Raw genomic sequence first — 22,619 nt, 5'->3', positions numbered from 1 at the left:
ATGGCTAATTTGGTTATTTTTGGCCATGAATTTTTTGATTACAGCAGCCCTTAACGGGATTAAACAGCTTTATAATGAGGATGTAGCCGAGGGTGTTATCAATATACAAGATACCAGGAAAGAGTTTGAAGGTCAATTAACTATAGTTGTATTTCCAATTGTTAAATATTCCAAGAAATCTCCGGAAGCGACGGCTACCGATCTTGGAGACTACCTGGTTGAGCATGTAGAAGAAGTTAACACCTACAATGTTGTAAAAGGATTTTTAAATCTAAGCATTGCTGATTCCTTTTGGATCAATTTGTTTAACAATGAATTGCTGGACAAAGCATTTGGGACATTTAAGCCTAACGGTAAGAAGGTGATGGTAGAATATTCATCACCAAATACCAATAAGCCGCTTCATCTTGGTCACGTTAGGAACAACTTGCTTGGATACTCTGTCGCCGAACTTCTTAAGGCCAACGGTTATGAAGTCTACAAAGTAAACTTAGTGAATGATCGTGGCATACATATTTGTAAATCTATGCTAGCCTGGCAAAAATGGGGCAATAACGAAACCCCAGAAAGTGCTTGCCTAAAAGGCGATCATTTGGTAGGTAAATACTATGTTATATTCGATAAAGAATATAAAAAGGAGATCGATGCATTAAAACAAGAAGGTCAAACTGAAGAAGATGCAAAAAAGAATGCTCCTTTAATTAGAGAAGCGCAAAGTATGCTGCAGGCCTGGGAGGCGGGAGATGCTCAAGTGATTGCTCTATGGGAGAAGATGAATGGCTGGGTTTACCAGGGTTTTGATGTAACTTACAGAAACCTTGGAGTTGATTTCGACAAATACTACTACGAGAGCAATACCTATTTACTAGGAAAGGGTACCGTTGATGAAGGTTTGGAAAAGGGCGTTTTCTTTACGAAAGAGGATGGTTCTGTATGGATTGATTTGACTACAGATGGATTAGACCAAAAGCTGGTGCTGCGTGCTGACGGAACTTCGGTATATATTACCCAGGATTTGGGCACTGCCCAAATGAAGTACGATGATTTTCATATGGACGAATCGCTTTATGTAGTAGGTAATGAACAGGATTACCACTTCAAAGTACTCTTTCTTATATTGGAGAAATTAGGTAAAACATGGGCTAAGGGATTACATCACCTTTCTTATGGTATGGTTGATTTGCCGAGTGGAAAAATGAAGTCAAGAGAAGGTACCGTTGTCGATGCCGATGATCTTATAGCGGAAATGGTGGCTACGGCTAGACAAAAAACAGAAGCCCTTGGTAAGGTGAACAATTTCTCTGAAGAGGAAAAGGAGGCGCTTTATTATCAGATTGGAATGGGGGCGTTAAAATACTTTTTATTGAAAGTGGAACCAAAAAAGCGTCTGCTGTTTGATCCTTCAGAATCTATCGATTTTCAAGGCAACACAGGGCCTTTTATCCAATACACACACGCACGTATCAAATCCCTTTTAAATAAAGCAGCATACCAGCCGGCTAATGCGAATAATATTTCTGCATTAACAGGTACAGAATCTGAGCTTATTATTTTACTGTCTAAATACCCGGTAGAAATAGAAGCGGCAGCCCAGGGTTATAGCCCGGCTACGCTAGCTAATTATCTATATGAGGTGGCCAAATTGTTTAATAAGTTTTACCACGAAGTTCCGCCTATTGTGAAGGAGGAGGATCAGGAAATCAAACAATTACGATTAAACTTGAGCCAGGTTACTGCCAATGTGATTAAATCAGGAATGAAGATACTGGGTATAACAGTGCCTGAAAGGATGTAATTAGTCCTTTTCTTTTGTTTTTTCTACACCAGGTTTTGTGGCTATAAGTTTCTTCTTTCTGAATACAGGGAAACTCATTGGGCTTCTTGTTGGGCGCTCGTCTCCCAGCAATACGCCCCACTGTTTGAAGGTGTCTGTTCGGTCGAAAATTACTTTAAGAACAGCAATGATTGGCATGGATAAAAACATGCCTGAAACACCAGCAATACTTCCTCCAATAATTACACCAAGGATGGCAAATAGTGCATTGATCTTAACTTTAGAGCCTACTATTCTTGGCATCAAGATGTTATTGTCTAAAAATTGAACAACTGCGATGACAATTAATACGGTCAATACCGGCCAAAGCTCTGTAGAAGAAGTAAGCGTAAGTAGTACACCAATGATATTTCCTATAAGCGCTCCCACATACGGTATTAAGTTAAGCACTGCAAAAATAACCCCAATTAAGAGCGCATGCTTAATGTCCAGGAAAAATAGTAATCCTCCCAATAAAATGGTCATATAAGTAACCTGGATTAATAATCCCAGAAGGTAATTTTTAATGATGGCTTCAGTTTCATAAATGGCCTCTTTGACACGTGGGTGATGATCGGTATGAAACCACATAAATATAAAGCGCAGCAATATATCTTTGTAAAATAACATCAGGTAGATGTAAATCGGCAGGAGACCTACGAATACGAAAATAGAACTTAACGTGACAGCCGCACCGCCAGCTGCTTTCCCAGCCATGCCTAGAAGATCATTGCTTTTATCGTTGATAAATTTAACCTGTTCTTTGGTAGAGAAATTACTGATTTCTCCAATCCAGTTGCTTAAAGCATTCAGATGGATTCCTACATTCTTTTTTATTTGAGGGAAATCATCTACAAGTAATCCGATCTGCGCTGAAAAAAACCACACAATCAGCCCCAAAAAAATTGCTAACACCAGGATAGGAATTACTATAGCTGCAACTTCAGGAAACTTAATCCTGATAAAGAACCTAAAAATGGGTAGCAATAAGATGCTGATAAAGAATGCCATGATAACTGGCATTATAATGTCGTTACCAATTACCAGTATAGCTGTTACCAGCACCAATCCAAGTAATTCGATAGACCGTTTTACGGTTAGCGGCATGTCTTTCATTAGTAATTTGTTTGCTTTTCGAAGTTTAAACACTACAAGGTATCAAATGTTTGTCTAGTTTTGCGTTTTAACCAGTCAACGGCTTACTTATGATTTCTAACGACACGATTGTTGCGCTTTCTACACCTCCAGGAATTGGGGCAATTGGGGTGATCAGATTATCAGGGAAAGAAGCCATATCAATCACCAATTCTGTATTCATCGGGAAGAATTTGCTAGATCAAGACTCGCATACGATTCACTTTGGATTGATTAAGGATGAGGGGCAGGTTATTGACGAAGTTCTGGTTAGTTTATTTGTTTCACCGAAATCTTACACTAAAGAGAATGTGGTTGAAATATCTTGTCACGGATCAAACTATATCATCCAAAAGATTATCACTTTGCTGATAAAAAAAGGAGCTACTGCTGCTAAGCCGGGCGAATTTACCTTAAGAGCATTTTTGAACGGGTCCTTAGATTTATCACAGGCGGAAGCAGTTTCAGATCTCATCTCTTCAGATTCTGCTGCGGCTCATCAAGTGGCTATGAACCAGTTAAGAGGTGGGTTCAGCACAGAGCTTAATGTACTGAGAGAACAACTGATTCATTTTGCTTCGATGATTGAGCTGGAACTGGATTTTGCTGAAGAGGATGTGGAGTTTGCCAATCGGGATCAGCTGCAGGACCTTATCAATAAGATTAATCTGGTTATAAACAAATTGATCCGTTCTTTTGAATTGGGAAATGTAATTAAGGTTGGAATAAATACCGTTATTGCAGGACGACCAAACGCTGGAAAATCCACCTTGTTAAATGCATTGCTAAATGACGACCGCGCTATTGTTAGTGAAATAGCAGGTACCACACGTGATACTATTGAAGAGGTATTAAATATTAACGGTATCAATTTTAGATTAATAGATACTGCGGGTATTAGAGAAGCAACAGATACTATCGAGGCGATAGGGGTGGAGAAGACGATGCAAAAGATCGACCAGTCGGCAGTGTTGCTATACATGTTTGACGTCATCAACCTATCCATTACAGAAATAAGAGAGGATATTGCTAAACTTTACAGACCCGGCGTTCCTTTTTTAGCTATTGCCAATAAAATAGATTTGTCTTACAACGATAAATTTAAAGAACTTAAATTATCTGATGATATTAAATTTATAGCCATCTCTGCAAAAGCAAATCAGCAAATAGAAGAGTTAAAACAACTACTTTATGAAACTGCGGTAGGCGATAGGTTATCAGATAATCACACCATGGTAACGAATATCAGGCATGTCGAAGCGCTTCAAAAAACAAGGGGAGCATTGGATAATGTTGTCAATGGATTGAACAATCCGGTCACATCTGATTTTTTAGCAATGGATATTAAACAAGCACTACATTATTTAGGTCTGATCACGGGACAAGTAACAACGGACGATTTGTTAGAGAATATATTTAGTAAGTTCTGCATTGGCAAATAAAAGTACAAAATAGAACCAATTCCTCTTAGCATTTCTAGTTGCCGCATGATTGTATTTTACATAACGATCCGTAATTATCATCTCAAGTTTTGGCTCTTTCGATCACCATATACATAGACGCTATTCTTTACCGTTTACGCTTTTGCTCCTTACCGTGTATTCAAATGATGAACAAATTATTTGATTAAATGTTCCTATTCGATTTTTAATAAATAAATGTCATCTATTTGCTAGAATGGGCATCTAGGCCATTTATCACTCTATTTCCATAAATGATGCAATCCCATAGTCTGAGATGATAACCAGAATCAGGATTTGTAACTTCCAGTTTGACACGATGCTTCCCTTCAGGTAGCTGGTATTTCCAAGTTAATTCAGGTCTGCGTGTTTTGAAGGAAGAGGATAAGATAGCAGTTTCATGAAGTTTTCCGTCTACGTATACCTTTGTAATAAAACTGTAATCTGGTGCCATTGGATCATGTTTATCATTGCTTCCACGCAAGACGAATCCTGTGCCTTCGAATTCAAAATCATAAGTTACACCCATGTTTTTATTCAAAACTGTTTTGAGAATTGGATGCACATTATTAAATCCTTGCTCAAACCTTACAGTTGCGGGAGTTTGGAGCGCTATTTCAATCTGATCAGGTAGAACTTTCCCTCCATTGGCACGAATCATTTCCAGAGCGTGTTGATAGCCAATATCGTATACTTTATTTAATGACATAGAGGTATACTTAAAGTTCAGGTCCTCACAATTTTTTAAACCCTTCTTCCAATAGTCTGGTATTTTTTCATATCCTAGCATCGTTCCCAGAACACCTGCTGCTGAAGATGGATTACAGTCTGAATCCTGCCCGGTTCTTGTTGCTATTTCAAGAGTTTTTGTAAAATCCCCATTGCCATATAAAAGCCCCATAACAACATAAGTGGCATTTACTTTTGCATCAATGTTTAGGGGGGTAAATATACCCTCTGGACAACCATTTTCTGCGGCATATTTCTTCTGTATTTCAAACCATGTTTGTTTCCAATCTGATGGAAATTGCTTATGCCATCCAATCACATCTGCTATGCACTTATAAAAAAGCGAGTTTCTAGGAATTGTTTTTAGTGCCTGTTCTACAACTAAATTGACATCGTTGCTAGTAAAAGCTATGCTATACATTGCTCCAATGAATACTCCTCCATACCATCCGTCACCGTAATTCATAATATGGCCGACCTTATCACTAATTTTACTGGCTGTGTTTGGCATACCAGGACTCATTAAACCTGCAAAATCTGCCTCAATCTGATAATCTATGTCATCGGAATGGGGGTTTTTCAACCAGTGTCCACTTTCAGGAGCGTTGATGCCGTTCAGGATATTGTATCTTGCGGCCTGATTGGCATGCCATAAACTGTATGATGCCTTTGCAAATGCATTTGCAAAGGTATCGACAGGAGCATTTAAGCCCTGTTTTTCTATGACATCAACAAATGTGAGGTCCATATAAATATCGTCGAACAAATCTGGCCATTCTTCCATCAATTTTCTAACATATCCTTCTTCATAAGGTATGGTTTGATTGTCCTGAATATAAGTTCCATTGTACTTAAACTCTGTGTAACTACCAAAGCTTACACCAATGGTTTGCCCCGCCCAACCACCTTTTATCTTGTCCTTGAGTACGGCCTTGCTAAGCTTTAAAGTTTTGCTTTCTATGGTAATATTGGTTGCGCCTATGATCGGGACCAGAATTGTAATGGATATGATTAGGCTAAGTTTACTGATATATTTTCTCATTATTTGATAGTATCTATTAGCTTTTTCCCGCTATTATTATCGTCCCTATGCCCAAAATAAAGCATATAAACATCGCAAAAATCAGCGAATTAACTTTTGAATTGCTCCCTCTAAACTCTCTCCAAATAGCAATACCCCAAAGGGCCGCCACAAGTGTTGCACCTTGTCCCAATCCATACGACACTGCGGGGCCAGCTTTCCCAGCAGCAATCAGGTTAAGGAGATTTCCAATACCCCATATAACCCCTCCGAGTATGCCAGTAAAATGAAAGTAAGATTTTCCAGCGAAATAATCGCCATATTTTAGAGGAGAACCCGCTATTGGTTTTTTGATCAATATGGTATTAAATATCAGGTTGCTTCCAAATATTCCAAAAGCAAAAATGACAAAAGCTGTATAAGGCGTCATTTTGCCCAATGCAGGGTTTTGAAAATTTTGGAGATCCATGCTCACAGCGATGAACGGATAGAATGAAGACATCAAGATTCCTGAGATGATTGCAACCACAATCCACTTTTTTACCGAGGCATTCGGTTTCTTATTTTTATGCGCGTTGTATGCCAAACCATTTAAAATAATTGCAGTTGCGATCAACAATACGCCCAAAAATAATAAATTGACATCCCCTTTGTTTGCTAACAGATAATTTAAAATAACTCCAATAATCAGTGCAAGTCCAATACCAATTGGAAAGGCAACCGCCATGCCAGCTCCTGCGATAGCCGCTGTAAGTAATATGTTCGCCAGGTTGAATACGATCCCTCCACAAAAGGCACTTGCCAAATTGTTGAATTCAGCTTGCTGAAGATCTTGCAGGAATGGCCGACCTTCTGTTCCGTGGCTTCCCAGGGTAAATGCAGATAGGAGCGAAAGAATTACTATGCCAATTACATAGTCCCAGTAGAACAACTCAAATCTCCATTTGCCTTCCACAAGTTTCTGTGTATTTGCCCAGGAGCCCCAACATAGCATGGTAATAAAACAAAATACCACTGCAAGGGTGTAACTTTCTATGATAAACATTTGCTATAAATTATTTAGTAATAACTCGTTTCTATACGGTATGGAACTTTGGGCGCCTAATCTGGTAACAGAAATGGATGCAGCCCGGCATGCAAATTCTACTGCAGCAGGCATTTCCTTCCCCTCGGTTATGGCAACAGCCAGGGCACCATTGAACACATCTCCGGCAGCTGTAGTATCTAGGGCATTTGTTTTTGGAGTGTGTATGTGGTGAAATTTTTCGTCTTGATAAAGTAGCGCACCCCTTTGTCCCAGAGTAATGATAACTGTGGTTATTCCTTTTCTGCCCAGAGACCGGGCTGCCTCTTTCGCACTATCCATATCTACAACTTTCACTCCTGTAAGTAATTCTGCCTCGGTTTCATTCGGTGTGATGATGTCAATGTTGCCTAGAAACTCATCACTTAAGGTTTGAGCCGGTGCTGGATTGAGTATAATCTTTAAACCTCTGGCTTTTGATACACTGATTGCGTGGGCCACTGTTGTTAATGGTATCTCCAGTTGGACAAGCATTACCTGCGCTTCGGGCGTATCATTGATTTGTTCCTCTACTTCGGTAATCTCTAGACTCGAATTGGCCCCCGGAGCTACAACGATGCTATTCTCCCCATGCTTATCAACTGTTATTAAAGCAATTCCAGACGGTAAACTAGGGTCTGAATGCAGTCCAGTGGTATCAACTCCCTCTTCCCGAAATAGCTGAGCAGCTTGCCTTCCGAAAAGATCGTTTCCAATTTTTCCAATAAATTTGGCTTTGCCTGACAAACGTGCCACTGCTACTGCCTGGTTAGCTCCTTTTCCCCCAGGATTCATGAGGAAATCGGTACCCATTATCGTTTCGCCTGGCTTTGGGATATGGTTTGTCCTAACCACCATGTCCATATTCATACTACCGACTATAATTATATTAGGTTTCATAGGCTATATTTGGTACAGATCAAAAATAAGTTTAAACTATTTGACTATTTCACATTTTTGATGGAAAACCATGAATAGGCTCAACAATAATTTATTTACATTTAACATTTTATAGCTGATAATTAGTGTGTTATAGTGTGTTAATATTTATAAATTCCGGAAAATGATTAAAGATGATTTGGTGAAATTAATTAGTACGCTTTCTATTTCAGAAAAGATGGCCTTTAAGAAGCAACTTATGACTCGAAGGGTTGGCAAACAATATGGGAAGCTGTTTGAAATGATTGAGACCTTCAGTACCCTGTCGTTTTCTGAACTTAAAAAGAAGCTGATTTCAAGTTTTCCTGGTTCTTCTTTGGATAACGCAGCAGCATACCTAACCAAACTGTTAACAGATATGCTCGTGTTGCAACGTATTGATCAAGATCCGGGATACGCCAGATACTTCAGTTTGCTAAAAGCAAATTTATATACCGAGCGTTCTATGCACTATTCAGCCAAAAAAGAGTTAAAAAATCTGCAAAAGCAAGCTCTGGAACAGCAAGACTTCATGATCTATTTTCAAGCGATACGAACAGAGTTAAACCAGCATAATTTCAAAGCCTATCCAGAAATGAATGAGCAAAAATTAGTAGAGAAGCAATTTCAGGCACAGTCGAGTCTAAGAAATCTATCCCTGCTAAATGAACATTTTTCCTTATATGAGTTACTGAGCCATAGGCTGGCTATGCAGGGTCAGACTGATGCGACGAAATTAAAGGTATTTAATTTTGATGATTTAGCCCTGACTGAACTTGGAATTGTCACTAGGGGTACCCAACACCTCTTCAATTCTAGAAAATTACACCTCCTTTTTCAGGCTTATTTTTTTATGGAAAAAGGTAAATTCTCGTCTGCATTACAAACATTTAGGGAATTACATGAACTCATGGAAGGAAATGCTTTGAGATGGGATTTTCCGCCTTATGATTATCTTTCCACCCTAACAGGCATTCTAGATGCATTTGCCAAGGCCAGTCAATATGATGAGATGAATTATTTCATAGATAAGCTGGCAGTTCTGTCAAAATCATCATATCCTGATCATTTTATTAAGTTGTGCTCCCAGACAAATTTGTTCTACAGTTTGGAGATTTCCATTAGCAGACTACAATTTGAACAAGCTTTAGCCGAGTTGAAAGGTTTCGAGCCAGATATCTACAAGTCTAAATTTTCACTTGGTAACATAGCGCATTTGAAAGTGTTATTTTATGGTGGACTATCAGCCTTTAGAATGAATAGGTACAAGCAATCATTGAAATATATAGCATTTGCTGTAAGCAGGTATAACAAATCTAGTGACACACAAACTTATCGTCTTTGTCGGCTTTTATATATAATGATACATGCAGAACTGGGTAATTTTGATCTTTTGAAATACGATATGCGGTCATTTAAAAAAGTAGTTTATAAAGATGATGATCTAAATGGAGTAGAAGAGTATATATATATGGTAAGTATGTTTGATTTTAAAAAAGCAAGCAGGGCTCAAATTAGAAGACTGTGGGATAAGCTGCAAATCGGTGATTTTAAGTTAGTAGATACAAATCAATTCTTTATATTACTAGATATACGGAGATGGCTACAAGATAAATTTAAAATATAACAAAGAAATCCCAGGCGGAATACATGCTACACATTATGGGATCGTTTCTGGAGGCTAAGCACGGAGTCGAATTCAACTCGCGTTGTGGATTTTCAAAATAGCCTATATTCTGCATCGGCAAATAAACTTATCAAATCCTTTTTTAATTTCATTTGTTGTATCTGACATGAGAAGGCTAATTTTAATTATCACAGGAAATTTGATCATGTTTAGCAGCTTTCCGCAGAGAGCGGTAAGCCAAAATATCACTCAGAAAGTAGTAGCTGCCCAATCTTCGCATACAGCAGTTCCAGCAACTTGGTTGGGTAAGTATTCAACATATTTTAGTTATGGGGATATTGCAGGGCAAAACGCCGGTTGGGCTTTGGAGATCAACATCACCAACAATAAGATCACGGCCAAAGGTGAAGGGTTTCAAATGGCATTTGAGGATGAATTATCTGCAAAAGTAAATGGCTCGAGACTTTTATTAAGTCATGTTAAGAACTTATCAGGCTATACCAGAGGTAAAGCCATGAAACCAGAATTTACCTTGATTAAAGATCATGGTAAGTTCTACATACAGTCTCAATGGATAGATGATGGGGATGTGAATACTAAGCGCGCAAGTTTAGGTTATATAATTGAAAGAGTGAAGTAGTATTGGGGGTAAACGAGTTTTTAATTAATAACCAGCGCGCTATTTTTAAAAACTTTGCTCCATTTTTCCACAAACAAGACACCCAATGCGGGTTTCCTCAAAGCCACGAAATTGGAATATAACGCACTTTTGCCTCTAATGATATAGTAAAGCTGAGATTCCGGAATAACACTGTTCTTAAAGTTTGGCGACTCTACTCGAAACAATATCCATGGAAATCCCGATTTAATACCCTTCTCAATCACTGTGAGTTTGGCTCTCGGCGCATTCTTGAGCGTTTGATTATAGGTCATATCCATAGCTTTCTCTACAGAAATGGCGGTAGAACCCATCATGGAAACCATAGTGCCAATGATTGACCAATTGTTCATGTTTTCATTTCCCGGCACTAGTTCAACCATGCGCGTGTTTCCGCTTTTTTGGTTGGAGGCTATTTTCCATTTGTATTCAGCCGGCCAAGCTATTTTCAAGTTTTCCTGTGCATAGGTCCAGTCAGTTATACTGGTCAACATTAAAAAGATGAGAATGAATTGCTTATTCATATTTATTGATGTTTTATCGAACAACAATTATGTAACCATTTAGTGTTAATTAATTAATATATTGGACGATAAGAAGTGATTTTCAGATTAATCTGTGTTCCTAACTCCAACTTCCGGGAAAATCTATGCCGGTCAGGCAAAATCCTTGCTCGGTGTAACAACTCAGAACATCGGTGGCGGTCTCACGATTTATAACAATAGCTTACCAGGAATGGCGCTGACCTGTAACTATTGTACAACTGAACAGGCGATGAAGGATCATATTGCGCGGGCTTCCATTGGCTGGAATAAAATATCACCACGGTTCTTGATCATACAGGCGCAACCATGGAAAGGAGTAACGCCAACAAGTTTTAAAAATGTGGCTGGGTCATTGAATGAAGATTACATTGTCGTCCGTCCTGATCACCTTTTTTAGCTCATTCGTGAGAAAAATGGACTGGTAATTAATCCTAAATAATGTGACTTTGTAAAAAGAATGTGGTAATCAAACATAAAGTCTGTATTGTTGTATTTTGTTTGATATAAACCCACAATTGATATGTATTATAAAATTTGCAAACCATTATTATTAAGTCTAACCTTTTTGTCTGTGAGTACAGCAACTATTGCACAGTCAGGACCACCGGTAGAAAAAAATAAAGCCAACAGCGATTATAAGCCTGCATTTGCTGGTCAAACCCGCATCGGTAGTGTAAAATCAGCCACTTCTTACGTGGCATCTGTTATTAATACAGAACTAAAGGGCCCATGGGGTATGCATGCTTTACCAGATGGTCGTTTGCTGATCAGTGGAAAGCCAGGGACGATGCAAATTCTTACTACCGATGGTAAGATTGTAAAAACCATTACCGGGTTCCCTGAGGTGCAGTTTGAAGGACAAGGTGGTTTACTGGATGTTAACATTGATCCTGATTTTACCAAGAACCGAATGGTTTACTGGACCTACGCCCAACCAGGTAATGGTGGTGCTGCACTTGCTGTTGCGAAAGGAAAGCTTTCTGCAGATGAAACAAAACTTGAAAATATAACAGTCATTTTTGAAGCCGCACCAAGATTTAAAGGAGCGGGGCAGTTTGGCTCTCGATTGGTATTCGATAAGCAAGGAAATATTTTTGTAAGTTCTGGCGACCGCTCAGCGAAGGAAATCCGTGAGAAAGCACAAGACCTTAATGCTACAACGGGTAAAATTATTCACATTACCAAAGACGGTAAACCTGTTTCCAATAATCCTTTTCTTGGCAAAGCAGATGTTAAACCAGAAATCTATGCATATGGATTCCGTAATCCCGATGGTTTGACAATTGACCCGGCTACTGGTAACCTTTGGGAGGCTGAGTTCGGTCCTCGTGGTGGTGATGAGTTGAACCTGATTAAATCAGGTGCCAATTATGGCTGGCCTTATGTTACCTATGGCATTGAGTACAGCGGTGAAAAAGTCTATGACGGTATTCAACAAAAGGAGGGAACCGTACAGCCTGTGTACTATTGGGATCCGGTAATCTCTCCAGGTTGTTTATTGTTTTATACTGGTAATATTGCCGAATGGAAAAATAACATTTTTGTAGGCGCATTGAGTGGTCAACACATTATTCGTTTGGTGATAAAAAACAATAAGGTTGTTGGCGAAGAGCGTTTGCTTGCTGATAAAAACGAGCGTTGGCGTTGTATGGCGATTGGTAAGGATGGTGCAATCTATGCCGGAACCGACAACGGCAAACTTTACAAAATCTCAAAAAAATAATTCAGATATTGAAAATAAAAATCCCGGCTAAACAGGGATTTTTATTTTAATCCATCCTGAATTGTATATGTTCCCTTTTTTACATTCAGTGCCCAAGGTTTCGGTTTTGGTAGCCAGAGTTTACCATCTCCAATTTCTAAAGGCATCCAAAGATACCTGGAATCCCATTGGCTTGCAGGACGCCATTGATCAGCCATGAAAATTATTGTGGTTGATTTGGTTCCGGTCACCTTTAGCATCATGGTAGATTGTGATTGATATGTTTTGGTTTCTGGTGGCGCAATATCCTTAAACTCGGTCCACGGACCTTCTAGTGACTTTGATGTCGCATATTTATTTGGATTTGGTCCCCAACCCGTCAAGGCAGAGCCGATTGCATAATAAAGTCCATTATAATGAACAACGGCACCCCCTTCCAAAGGTGCGTTTATTAAACACATTTCCTTTTCCACACTCATCAAATCATCTGAGAGTTTTACAATGTGGAATCCAAGTTCGCGATCCTCAAAGATGAGATAAGGAGTGCCATCATCATCTATGAACTGTCCAATATCGCGACTGGGGCGTCCAAGTGGACGAAAACTCTTCACATACTTGAAATTTCCATTTGCGCTATCGCTCACTGCTATTCCAACCCGGGCGTAAGCATAAGCTTTGTTGTCCAAATGAAAATACATCACATATTTCTTTTGTTTAGGTAGTAAACTTTTGGCCTTTCCAAGACCCAGCTCTTTCCAAGGTTTTCTGGATCAGCCATTTGTACTACGTCTTTTTGAAATTTCCAGTTCATCAAGTCTTTTGAAGCGTAGCAACTTACATAGCGTAAGTTAGGGTCTAGTCCTTTCCGGCGTTCTTCACCATACCAATAATATGTAGATTTAATTTTTATAATACCACCACCATGTGCCTGGATATGGTTTCCATTCTGGTCCGGCCAAATTTCTCCCGGATCAATTGTTTTACGTTGTGCATAAACGATATTGGAAATACTGAATAGGAATAACAGCGTAAGGAGGGGTGTTGAATGTAATCTTTGCATAGCTAAATTTAGGGAAAATTAATGCTATGGATTTGTGAATTCCTATATTCTGATAAAATTTAGTGCTCTATTTAAGGGTTTTTATTAAATTGACCATTTTTAACAACCCAATTTAAATATCGATAAATGAAATATTCAAGGCTAGCCATCGTTTTCTTTTTAATGCTAATGTGCAGAATTTCTTATGCTCAGGAATTAGTACTACCAGGCGATCATCCAGATCCATCTGTTGTTAAAATTGGTGAGGATTACTGGGCAGCTGCAACTACGTCGAATTGGATGCCTGCTTTTCCTATTTATCATTCTAAAGATTTGAAGAATTGGACTAAAAAGAGTGTTGTGTTTAAGACATTGCCGCAATGGGCAGACTTTTATATGTGGGCACCTGAGATTACGTACGACAATGGTAAGGTCTATATCTACTACACTGCACATAAAAAAGATGGTAACCTATGTATAGGTGCTGCGGTTGCAGATAAACCAGATGGTACGTATACAGATCTTGGCCCTTTGATGTGCCAGTCGGCGGGTTCCATAGATGCATTTCCAATGCGAGATAAAGACGGTAAACTTTACATGATCTGGAAGGAAGATGGAAACAGTGTTCAAAAACCAACGCCAATTTGGGCGATGGAAATGAAGGAAGACAGGACTGCCTTAATCGGAGAAAAAAAGGAGCTTTTTAGAGGTGATCAACCTTGGGAGAACGGATTGGTTGAAGGTGTATCCATGATAAAAAATGGCGAGTATTATTATGCGATATATGCTGCTGCCGGTTGCTGTGGAATTAAATGTAATTATGGAACAGGAATAGCCAGAAGTAAGAACCTTCTTGGACCCTGGGAAAAATATAATAACAATCCTGTGCTGGCCAGTACAGGCAATTGGACTTGTCCAGGACACGGTACTGCTGTTAAAAAGGATGGTAAAAATTATTTTCTGTACCATGGATACAGTACTGAAGAAAGTGTGTATGCAGGAAGACAAGGATTGCTTATAGAGTTTGAATTTACAAAAGACGGCTGGATCAATTTCAAACAGAATGATAGCAAAAACGTTGCGAAAAGAATTACAAAATCAGATGATTTCTCCGGCAAATATCTTAAACTTGATTGGCAGTGGAGCATATTTAAAAATTTTAAGAAGCAACTTACAGGAAATTCACTCCAGATATCTGCGTTACCTGATCCTTCCGGAGCTTATATCGGTCAGCCGGTGTACAATGCAAATTATACTGCGGAAACTGTGATTTCTAAAACTAGTGCGGAAGCCGGTATCGCGATCATAGGAGATGATAAAAGTATTATTTTCGCTGCGGTAAAGGATGGGAAAATCAATTTAAAGCAGGTGAAAAATGGCGAGACTACCATCCTAAAAAGTATTGCTTTGCCAGATAAAAGTACTTCTGGACATTTTCCATTGAAACTAAAATTGAGGACAGAGAGAAACAGTTTATTTAGTTTCTACTATGCGGTTGGAAACAATGCATTTAGCCTAATCAATTCGGAGCCTGTCGACGGAAGTTTCCTGCCCCCATGGGATAGGGCACTACGAGTGGGTGTAACCGTGTTAGGCACATCCCAGCAGTCTGCTACGTTTACCAGTTTCAGCCTTAGATAAATAAGTTTTAGTTTATTGTACTAGCCCTAATGCTACTAGCCGTGCCTTGGTATCTTCGTAGCTCGTATGAACGATACCTGTAAGGCCTAGGCTTTCGGCAATTTGTACAAAGAGCATCCGGTCGTCTATATAAACGCTGGTGGAAATATCACTCTGTGAGATATCGATCGCTACTTTAAAGATATCTGCATCGGGTTTTCTAAAGTGTACAAAGCTGGACGAGATAAAGAAATCAATAAATTCATTTAACTTAAATGTATTGATTCTGTATTCATTCAGTTCTCTGCCCTCATTGCTGATTACTGCAACTTTCAATTTGTATTTATGTTTTAGGTCGGATATTAGTTTAATCATTTCCGGGTAAGCCAGAGATTTACTAACCATAAAATTTTTAAAATCATCCTTTGAGAAATGGCGCTCTTCGTAAAACACAAGTCTGTCCAGATATTCATCCAGAGTGATCTTACCTACTTCGTAAGTATCAAATGTCAAGTGATGCCGTTCTTCCACTTCTCTCAAGTCAAGGCCAAATAGTTGTGCTGCTTCGGCTCTTGCAGTACGATCCCAGCCGTTGGTTAACAATACGCCGCCGATATCGGTAAATAGTGTGGTGATTTTTTTTTCTTGCATAACTGAAATTTATATTTCTTCTCCAGACTTTTTAGACAAGTTGTTCTTTCTTTTAGTCTTAATATGGGTTGCAAGACGAGATCTTGGGAATAATGGATTGCTCCTAAGTTCGCTGATGTTTATTCTTAGGTTCTGTCCTTTTCGCCACAGAAATCCGCCGGCAGTAATGGTAGTTTCTCCTTTGATGGCAAGAGATATACTGTCATGTCCAATTCCTGTTACTTTTTGAGCCTGCAAACCAGTCTTATAGGACTGTATCCATCTCCCATTTAAATCGTATTGGGAAATGCCCGACTTTATAAGTTTAATACGAGGATCTACGGATATCTTTTTTTTTACCGTTTTGCTCCAGATGAACCCGCCATAGGTTAATCCGCGGCCGTTTGTTACTTTTCGAATACCCTGGTAATGTACACCCACGGCCTTACCTGCTTCCTTAGTATTTAAATATGAAGCAACCAGGTTTCCATCAAGATCGTACTGTCCAACAGTTTTCCTGTCTTTAGCAAGGGGACAGCGCAGGTGCCATTTTGTTTTTTCAAATGGCACCATATCAAGCTGTGGTTGGTTTCCTCTTCGCCAAATGTAACCTTTAGCTGTGTGTGGGTTTTTATCCGGGTTTGCGGCGGCAGTAAGGTACTGCTGACTGGTATTTAACGCCTCAGCGGCCACGCGTGCATTCGGATAAGTTTCCAATAATGCGCCGCTCAAACTGTAGCGGCTTATTTTAAGAGTGTATTTCTTTTCCAATGGATTTACTGTTGCACAATAAAACTACCATTTTTATTTTACTCGCTCAACGTACTCACCAGTCCGGGTATCGACTTTTATTTTATCACCCTGGTTTACGAAAAGCGGAACTTTTAGTTCAATGCCATTCTCTGTGCTTACGGTTTTCAGCGCACCTGATGAAGTATCACCTTTTACCGCTGGCTCTGCATAGGTGATTTCCAGTTCTACAAAGTTAGGTGCCTGAGCCATAATTGGTTCATCACTTTCAACAGAAACAATGACATCCATACCTTCTTTAAGGAACTTTGCAGAAGGGCCAAATAAAGCCTTAGGAACATTAAATTGCTCAAACGATACATTATCCATCACCACAAAATAATCACCTTCTTCATATAGATACTGGTAGTCATTGGTCTCTACGCGGCAAATTTCTACCTGCTCGTCGGTTCCCAGCCTTGCCTCAACAATTTTTCCAGTTTTGATATTGCGGAATTTACCAAGGTAAAACGCGCCACCTTTACCAGGAGTGCGGTGTAATATCTCGGTAACATTTACCAGTTCATTATTGAATCGTAATATATTGCCTACTTTGATTTCGGATGCTTTTGCCATAAAAATAAAATTCTAAAAATTTGAGCCTAAAGGTATCATCTTTCTGCTAAAAGTCGATAAAGCTCATTGGAGAATATTTGAATTATTCTGATTTGGTGCCTATTCATTCCATAACCAGTAATTAACTGAGTCGTTACGTTCGTAAACAACCTAAGAAGATAAATATCTAAAAAGCATAATCCTTATTTTGAATGAAAATAATAATTCGTCCTTTATAAAGATCAGTTAAATTTTAGTTGGTTATTCATTGTGATTATTGACAAGCACTCAATTGAAGCTAGCTGGTGTCAAATAATTAATAATCACGATAATTAATTATTGTATAGGCTCAACCCTATAAAGTAATTAATTATTGTTACGTTATTGATAGTAATTTTCAAATTATGATAAATGAGATGAAAATTATCGGCATTTGCTTTGACTACCTTGAATTACTTAAAGCCGGAATATCTCTGGAAAAGGGGAAGACACTCTTCTCACACATAAAATAAACCATTTAAAATGAAAAAAGAAATTACCAGGCTGCTGGCCTCATTACTTTGTTTTACCGTACTGTTGTCTGTATTGCTCGGTGCGTGTAAGAAGGATGACTATGAGGGTGAATTGACAGGTGTTTGTCCTGTTGTGGTTTCAACTGACCCAATGGACAAAGCTGTGGATGTGGCCCTTGACAAGGTCATCTCCGTAACCTTTAATACTGAGATGGATTCCAACAGTATTAATGCCCAAACATTTTCCCTTAAACAGGGGACTACTGTTATCTCCGGTAAATGGGCAACAACAGTGGATCCCAAAGTATTTACATTTAAGCCGGCTGTCGCTTTAACTCCTTTTGCAGTCTATTCAGGTACAATAACCACAGGCGCGAAAGACAGATTCCAATCTGCCATGGTTGCGGACTATAGCTGGTCTTTTACCGCCATACCGCAAGTAACCATAACAAGCCTTCCAATTGCAGGCGGTACTACCACCGGTGCCGGGACATCAGCACAAGGTTCATCCGTTGCAGTATCGGCTGTTCCTAATGCGGGCTTTACATTCACTTCCTGGACTGAAAGTGGTAAGGTGGTGTCTACAAGTCCAAATTACTTATTTATTATGGCAGGTAACAGGGCATTAGTCGCCAATTTTACCGCTATTCCTGTCGGTAGTTTTGCTGTTAATTTATCTTCTGCACCAGTAGCAGGTGGTATTACCACTGGTTCTGGTTCATATGTAACTGGTACAACAATAGCTATTACAGCAGTTGCCAACCCAGGTTTTACGTTTGTTAATTGGACTGAAAATGGGACAGTTGCTTCTACCAGTTCAAGTTTTCAAATCGTTGTTGCCAGTAACAGAACGTTGGTTGCCAATTTTAGAGCTGTTCCAGCCACTCAGTTTTCGGTAATTCTTTCATCCAGTCCTGCTGCAGGCGGTACTACCGATGGAGAAGGGGCATATGCATCAGGTACTTCAGTAACCATCACGTCCGCAAGAAGCACAGGCTATACTTTTGTGAACTGGACGGATAAAGTGACTGGCCTAGTTGTGTCAACAAGTCCTGCTTACACATTCGTACTAAGCGCTAACAGGACGTTTGTGGCTAATTTTATATTGAATACCTACACATTAGCTACGTTAGCTGTAAATGGGTCTGTATTAAGGACGCCCGATCAGGCTACTTACAATCATGGTACTTCTGTCACACTGACTGCTGTTCCAAGTGCAGGTTATGTGTTTACCGGCTGGACAGGCGATGCCTCAGGTTCCACCAGTCCACTGACGGTTGTTATGAATTCAAACAAAGTCATAACCGCTAATTTTATCTTGATCAGTTCTGTTGGTATTGGCCCCGGCCCAATTAACCTTGGTACTGCCGGCACTTTTGCGATATTGAGTAAAGCTAGTATAACTACAATTGGCGTTACTTCTATAACAGGCGATATTGGGGTGAGTCCTGCTGCAGCAACTGCAATGACAGGTTTTGGACTGATCATGGATGCCAATCTCCAGTCTTCACATACCCCAATTGTTGTGGGTAAGGTTTATGCCGCTGACTATGCAGCGCCAACGCCAACTAAAATGTCAACAGCCGTAAGCGATATGGAAACTGCCTTTACTACGGCAAATAACCTGATAACCCCAGCGCCAATAGTTGGCTTATACAATGGTGACATCAGTGGAAGAGTATTGCCGGCAGGTTTGTATAAATGGGCTACTGGTGTATTGATTACTAACGCTGGTGTAACCTTAACAGGAGGGCCAAATGATACATGGGTTTTCCAAATTGCCCAGGATTTGACCATTAACGATGATGCAATTATTCACCTACAGGGCGGCGCCCAGGCTAAGAATGTCTTCTTCGTAGTGACCGGTCAAGCAACTTTAGGCACAAATACGGATTTTAGCGGGATCATCTTAAGCAAGACATTGATCTCATTAAAGGCTGGAAGTAAGGTTAACGGCAGATTACTTGCCCAAACAGCTGTTACTATGAATGCCACCACTGTGGTTGTCCCTAATTAATTATTTAGCTTATTTAAAATTTAAGAAATGTTAGCAATATTTAAAAATATAAAAGTCCTGATTATCTTCAGTTTGCTCATACTTGGGGCTCATGTAACCTTAATAGCCCAAACCAGCCAGCCAACCTGGTGGTTTGGTATATCAGGAGCAGCAAATATTAGTCGTTACACTGGTACAACCCAAAGACTTAATGATGGTCTAATTGTTCCAACAGCGTTTCACAAAGGAAAAGGTGTGCGTCCCTACGGTTCTTTTTTGATAGAATACAGGCCGGGTAACATTTGGGGTGGTACACTAAATCTCGGTTATGATGGTAAGGGTGGTAAATTTAATGACGTAATTGCGCCATGTAATTGCCCGGCAACTTTGTCTACCAAATTGAGTTATCTAACCATTGAACCTGCGCTTAGGTTTAGTTCCGTGGCGGAGGATTCTACTTGTTTGCTGGTCCTCGTATTGCGATGAATTTACAGAAGGATTTTTCGTATACCCAATTAAAACAAACTGACAAGGAGGGTGATCTTTCTCAGCTGCGAAAGACACTTATTTCAGGTCAGGTTGGTATGGGATATGATATCCCGGTATCTGGTCCCTCAAGTACAACTAAATTTGTGATTTCTCCATTTGCATCCTATCATCCCTATTTTGGACAAGATGTAAGGTCAATTGAAAGCTGGTCAGTCTCTACCCTTAGGGTAGGAATAGCGCTGAAACTGGGAAAAGGAAAAAAAGCTATTGTTGTTGAAGCACCCGCAATACCACCAATTCCTGTTGTTGATGTGACCTTCACAGTAAGAGCACCCAAAGCTAAATTGGTGAGTCACCACGTGAGTGAGACACTTCCATTGCTAAATTATGTCTTTTTTGATCAGGGCAGTGCGTTGATACCCTCACGTTATATGATGTTGTCTAAAGAACAGGCGAGAGATTTTAGTGAAACGCAGTTACAAAATTTGGCAACGTCAGATATGACAGGCCGTTCTGTAAGGCAGATGAATGTATATTACAATATCCTTAATATTGTAGGCGACAGGATGAGAAAGGATGCCGACATAAAAATAGTGCTGAGCGGTGCATCAAGGAATAACCCGGAAGAAGGTAAAACTTTCGCCAATGCGATAAAAAATTACATTACCGGAATGTATGGGATTGATGGGGCTCGAATTGCAACCAATGGACGTTCTAAACCAATTAACCCGTCTGAACAGCCAGGGGGAAAGAAAGAGTTGGAACTTTTAAGAGAGGGAGATAGAAGGGTTGATATACAGAGTGGTTCCAAAGCTTTGATGCTGGAAGTTGGAGGTGGTATGATGAATCCGGTTCAAATCAACACGGTGCAATCAGACCCTATGGACAGCCGTATCTTATTTAATGTGCCTGAAGCGACACAGCTTTTGACTTCATATACTATAGATTTATCAGATCAGAATGGAGCTGTAAAGCATTTAGGGCCGTTTCATGCCAATCAGGAAAGCGTAACTGGAGCAAGTGTGCTTGGTAATAACCAATTCGCCGATTATAAGGTTGTGATGACAGGTACTACTAAAGCGGGTGGAATGATAAAGAAGGAAAGCACATTGCATTTGCAGGCACAACCAGAGATAGTTGAAACCGGTAGTCGCTATAGTATTTTGTTTAACTTTAACAAAGCAACTACGGTTGCCACATATGAAAAATTTCTGACAGATGTTGTAGTACCACTCATAGCAGAGGGATCAACAGTGTTAATTCATGGACATACCGATGTGATTGGAGCTGAGCCATACAATGCGAAACTGTCTGTTGAACGTGCTAAGGAAGCGCAGCAGATTATAGAATCTGCATTGGCAAAGGCCGGTAAAACAAATGTTAAAATCCAAACAATTGGGTTTGGTGAGTCTCTTGATCATGCTCCATTTAACAATGGACTGCCAGAAGAACGCTTTTATAATCGTACAGTGATTATAGATATTTCAAATCAATAATTACTAAATGTATAAATTTAAGTCTCCGTAGCAATACGGGGACTTTTTTTACATCAGAATTTCGAATTGCTGCCGTTGAAACAGGCCGCTTTCGATTACCCCGGTAATAGACTTAATTTGAATCTCCAGATCGGGTCCGATATTTTCAAACCAGGCATCAAAGATCAGATTCCCATTTTCTGAAATGACGGGTCCATCTTTTCCCTTTGCCGGCCTGAGACTTAAGTTTTTTACACCAAGTTTCTGCAATTGCTTTTCCACGTAGGTAATAGACTGTGGGAAAACTTCGATTGGTACAGGGAACTTTGAACCGAGTTTTTTCACCACTTTAGTAGGATCAACGATGATGTAATTCTCATCACAAGAATTCATCAAAAGCTTTTCCTTGAACATCGCACCCCCTCTACCTTTAATAAGATAATTTTCCGGACTTACCTCATCTGCCCCGTCGAACAGCCAATCTGGTTTATTTTCCATTAGCGTGGTGAGCTGCAAACCGAGTGAGGTGCAAGTCATAGCTATTTCTATAGACGTCGGAATAAATTTCACATCAAGGTGCTCTTTTTTTATCCTGGCTGCAATGGCCAGTAAGGCTAGATAAGATGTAGACCCCGAGCCGGCACTTATCACCTGCCCATGTTTTGCTTTTGTTGCTATTTTATCTGCTACCAATTGCTTTTGTTCGCGGTTACTGATTTCTCCAGACCACTCTAGTTGTGCTATGATATTACTGTTCCAGACCATTATTTTTCCGTAAGCCGGAGATCTCCAGCTAAATTGGTTAATCCAAAAATGCAGAAAAACAATGACATGCAAATGCAGA

At 39.6% G+C, this 22,619-nt stretch carries 21 protein-coding genes; 10 read left to right on the top strand and 11 right to left on the bottom strand.

Translation table 11 applies throughout. The features are described from left to right. Nucleotides 1-25 precede the first annotated feature (25 nt). Nucleotides 26-1,795, top strand: a complete 1,770-nt coding sequence (gene argS / locus ACXZ1K_RS14870) for an arginine--tRNA ligase (RefSeq protein WP_458970461.1) — start codon at nucleotides 26-28, stop codon at nucleotides 1,793-1,795. Here argS and ACXZ1K_RS14865 read toward each other — a convergent pair whose 3' ends face one another. Continuing rightward, nucleotides 1,796-2,929 (bottom strand): AI-2E family transporter, encoded by a 1,134-nt coding sequence (locus tag ACXZ1K_RS14865; protein ID WP_458970460.1) that lies wholly within the window; start codon nucleotides 2,927-2,929, stop codon nucleotides 1,796-1,798. It abuts the gene before it with no gap. Nucleotides 2,930-3,018: 89 nt separating this feature from the next. Here ACXZ1K_RS14865 and mnmE point away from each other — a divergent pair, with 89 nt between their 5' ends. Then, a complete protein-coding gene (gene mnmE / locus ACXZ1K_RS14860) occupies nucleotides 3,019-4,389 on the top strand; it encodes a tRNA uridine-5-carboxymethylaminomethyl(34) synthesis GTPase MnmE (RefSeq protein WP_458970459.1) in 1,371 nt (456 codons plus the stop codon). A 223-nt stretch (nucleotides 4,390-4,612) separates the two neighbouring features. Here mnmE and ACXZ1K_RS14855 read toward each other — a convergent pair whose 3' ends face one another. Genes ACXZ1K_RS14855 through rbsK form a run of 3 tightly spaced genes read right to left on the bottom strand, consistent with a single transcriptional unit; the run spans nucleotide 4,613 to nucleotide 8,120 of the window. Next, nucleotides 4,613-6,178: an ADP-ribosylglycohydrolase family protein gene (locus ACXZ1K_RS14855; RefSeq protein ID WP_458970458.1), complete on the bottom strand. Its 1,566-nt coding sequence runs from the start codon at nucleotides 6,176-6,178 to the stop codon at nucleotides 4,613-4,615. A gap of 16 nt (nucleotides 6,179-6,194) precedes the next feature. Then, nucleotides 6,195-7,202: a GRP family sugar transporter gene (locus tag ACXZ1K_RS14850; RefSeq protein WP_458970457.1), complete on the bottom strand. Its 1,008-nt coding sequence runs from the start codon at nucleotides 7,200-7,202 to the stop codon at nucleotides 6,195-6,197. Nucleotides 7,203-7,205: 3 nt separating this feature from the next. After that, on the bottom strand, nucleotides 7,206-8,120 hold the full coding sequence (gene rbsK, locus ACXZ1K_RS14845) for a ribokinase (protein ID WP_458970456.1): 915 nt from the start codon (nucleotides 8,118-8,120) through the stop codon (nucleotides 7,206-7,208). A gap of 163 nt (nucleotides 8,121-8,283) precedes the next feature. On the opposite strand from rbsK, the gene ACXZ1K_RS14840 reads away from it, so the two are divergent. Together ACXZ1K_RS14840 and ACXZ1K_RS14835 are read left to right on the top strand one after the other, a co-directional pair. Beyond that, nucleotides 8,284-9,765 (top strand): hypothetical protein, encoded by a 1,482-nt coding sequence (locus ACXZ1K_RS14840; RefSeq protein WP_458970455.1) that lies wholly within the window; start codon nucleotides 8,284-8,286, stop codon nucleotides 9,763-9,765. 166 nt (nucleotides 9,766-9,931) lie between these two features. Then, nucleotides 9,932-10,405 carry a hypothetical protein gene (locus ACXZ1K_RS14835; protein ID WP_458970454.1) on the top strand — a complete coding sequence of 158 codons (474 nt, stop codon included), beginning with the start codon at nucleotides 9,932-9,934 and terminating at the stop codon, nucleotides 10,403-10,405. A gap of 20 nt (nucleotides 10,406-10,425) precedes the next feature. On the opposite strand, the gene ACXZ1K_RS14830 is transcribed toward ACXZ1K_RS14835, so the two are convergent. Further along, nucleotides 10,426-10,947 carry a hypothetical protein gene (locus tag ACXZ1K_RS14830; RefSeq protein WP_458970453.1) on the bottom strand — a complete coding sequence of 174 codons (522 nt, stop codon included), beginning with the start codon at nucleotides 10,945-10,947 and terminating at the stop codon, nucleotides 10,426-10,428. Between the two features lie 94 nt (nucleotides 10,948-11,041). Here ACXZ1K_RS14830 and ACXZ1K_RS14825 point away from each other — a divergent pair, with 94 nt between their 5' ends. Together ACXZ1K_RS14825 and ACXZ1K_RS14820 are read left to right on the top strand one after the other, a co-directional pair. Further along, entirely contained in the window at nucleotides 11,042-11,365 is a 324-nt protein-coding gene (locus tag ACXZ1K_RS14825; RefSeq protein WP_458970452.1) for a hypothetical protein, read from the top strand. 174 nt (nucleotides 11,366-11,539) lie between these two features. Then, entirely contained in the window at nucleotides 11,540-12,691 is a 1,152-nt protein-coding gene (locus ACXZ1K_RS14820) for a PQQ-dependent sugar dehydrogenase (protein WP_458970451.1), read from the top strand. A gap of 41 nt (nucleotides 12,692-12,732) precedes the next feature. Here the strand turns inward: ACXZ1K_RS14820 and ACXZ1K_RS14815 are convergent, their stop codons facing one another. Then, nucleotides 12,733-13,368, bottom strand: a complete 636-nt coding sequence (locus tag ACXZ1K_RS14815; protein WP_458970450.1) for a family 43 glycosylhydrolase — start codon at nucleotides 13,366-13,368, stop codon at nucleotides 12,733-12,735. Then, the gene (locus tag ACXZ1K_RS14810; protein WP_458970449.1) at nucleotides 13,368-13,730 is read right to left on the bottom strand and encodes a hypothetical protein; all 363 of its coding nucleotides are present in this window, start codon (nucleotides 13,728-13,730) and stop codon (nucleotides 13,368-13,370) included. The genes ACXZ1K_RS14815 and ACXZ1K_RS14810 overlap by 1 nt, the downstream gene beginning before the upstream one ends. 126 nt (nucleotides 13,731-13,856) lie before the next feature. On the opposite strand from ACXZ1K_RS14810, the gene ACXZ1K_RS14805 reads away from it, so the two are divergent. After that, on the top strand, nucleotides 13,857-15,350 hold the full coding sequence (locus ACXZ1K_RS14805) for a glycoside hydrolase family 43 protein (protein WP_458970448.1): 1,494 nt from the start codon (nucleotides 13,857-13,859) through the stop codon (nucleotides 15,348-15,350). A 12-nt stretch (nucleotides 15,351-15,362) separates the two neighbouring features. Here the strand turns inward: ACXZ1K_RS14805 and ACXZ1K_RS14800 are convergent, their stop codons facing one another. Genes ACXZ1K_RS14800 through efp form a run of 3 tightly spaced genes read right to left on the bottom strand, consistent with a single transcriptional unit; the run spans nucleotide 15,363 to nucleotide 17,324 of the window. After that, complete coding sequence (locus ACXZ1K_RS14800; protein WP_458970447.1) at nucleotides 15,363-15,980, bottom strand: HAD hydrolase-like protein; 618 nt, start codon at nucleotides 15,978-15,980, stop codon at nucleotides 15,363-15,365. Between the two features lie 9 nt (nucleotides 15,981-15,989). Then, nucleotides 15,990-16,730 carry an NUMOD1 domain-containing DNA-binding protein gene (locus ACXZ1K_RS14795; RefSeq protein ID WP_458970446.1) on the bottom strand — a complete coding sequence of 247 codons (741 nt, stop codon included), beginning with the start codon at nucleotides 16,728-16,730 and terminating at the stop codon, nucleotides 15,990-15,992. Between the two features lie 33 nt (nucleotides 16,731-16,763). Further along, nucleotides 16,764-17,324: an elongation factor P gene (efp, locus tag ACXZ1K_RS14790; protein WP_458970445.1), complete on the bottom strand. Its 561-nt coding sequence runs from the start codon at nucleotides 17,322-17,324 to the stop codon at nucleotides 16,764-16,766. Nucleotides 17,325-17,825: 501 nt separating this feature from the next. Here efp and ACXZ1K_RS14785 point away from each other — a divergent pair. Genes ACXZ1K_RS14785 through ACXZ1K_RS14775 form a run of 3 tightly spaced genes read left to right on the top strand, consistent with a single transcriptional unit; the run spans nucleotide 17,826 to nucleotide 21,796 of the window. Further along, nucleotides 17,826-19,832, top strand: a complete 2,007-nt coding sequence (locus ACXZ1K_RS14785) for an ice-binding family protein (protein ID WP_458970444.1) — start codon at nucleotides 17,826-17,828, stop codon at nucleotides 19,830-19,832. A gap of 27 nt (nucleotides 19,833-19,859) precedes the next feature. Next, on the top strand, nucleotides 19,860-20,297 hold the full coding sequence (locus ACXZ1K_RS14780) for a pepsin/retropepsin-like aspartic protease family protein (RefSeq protein ID WP_458970443.1): 438 nt from the start codon (nucleotides 19,860-19,862) through the stop codon (nucleotides 20,295-20,297). Further along, entirely contained in the window at nucleotides 20,294-21,796 is a 1,503-nt protein-coding gene (locus tag ACXZ1K_RS14775) for an OmpA family protein (RefSeq protein ID WP_458970442.1), read from the top strand. Before ACXZ1K_RS14780 ends, ACXZ1K_RS14775 begins: the two co-directional genes overlap by 4 nt. Before the next feature lie 48 nt (nucleotides 21,797-21,844). Here ACXZ1K_RS14775 and rpiA read toward each other — a convergent pair whose 3' ends face one another. Beyond that, nucleotides 21,845-22,540, bottom strand: a complete 696-nt coding sequence (rpiA, locus tag ACXZ1K_RS14770) for a ribose 5-phosphate isomerase A (RefSeq protein ID WP_458970441.1) — start codon at nucleotides 22,538-22,540, stop codon at nucleotides 21,845-21,847. Nucleotides 22,541-22,619 lie beyond the last annotated feature (79 nt).

The organism is Pedobacter jaeyakensis (genome assembly GCF_054461315.1).
Note: the sequence above shows the minus strand (reverse complement) of the source record. Positions and strands in the feature narration are given on the sequence as shown.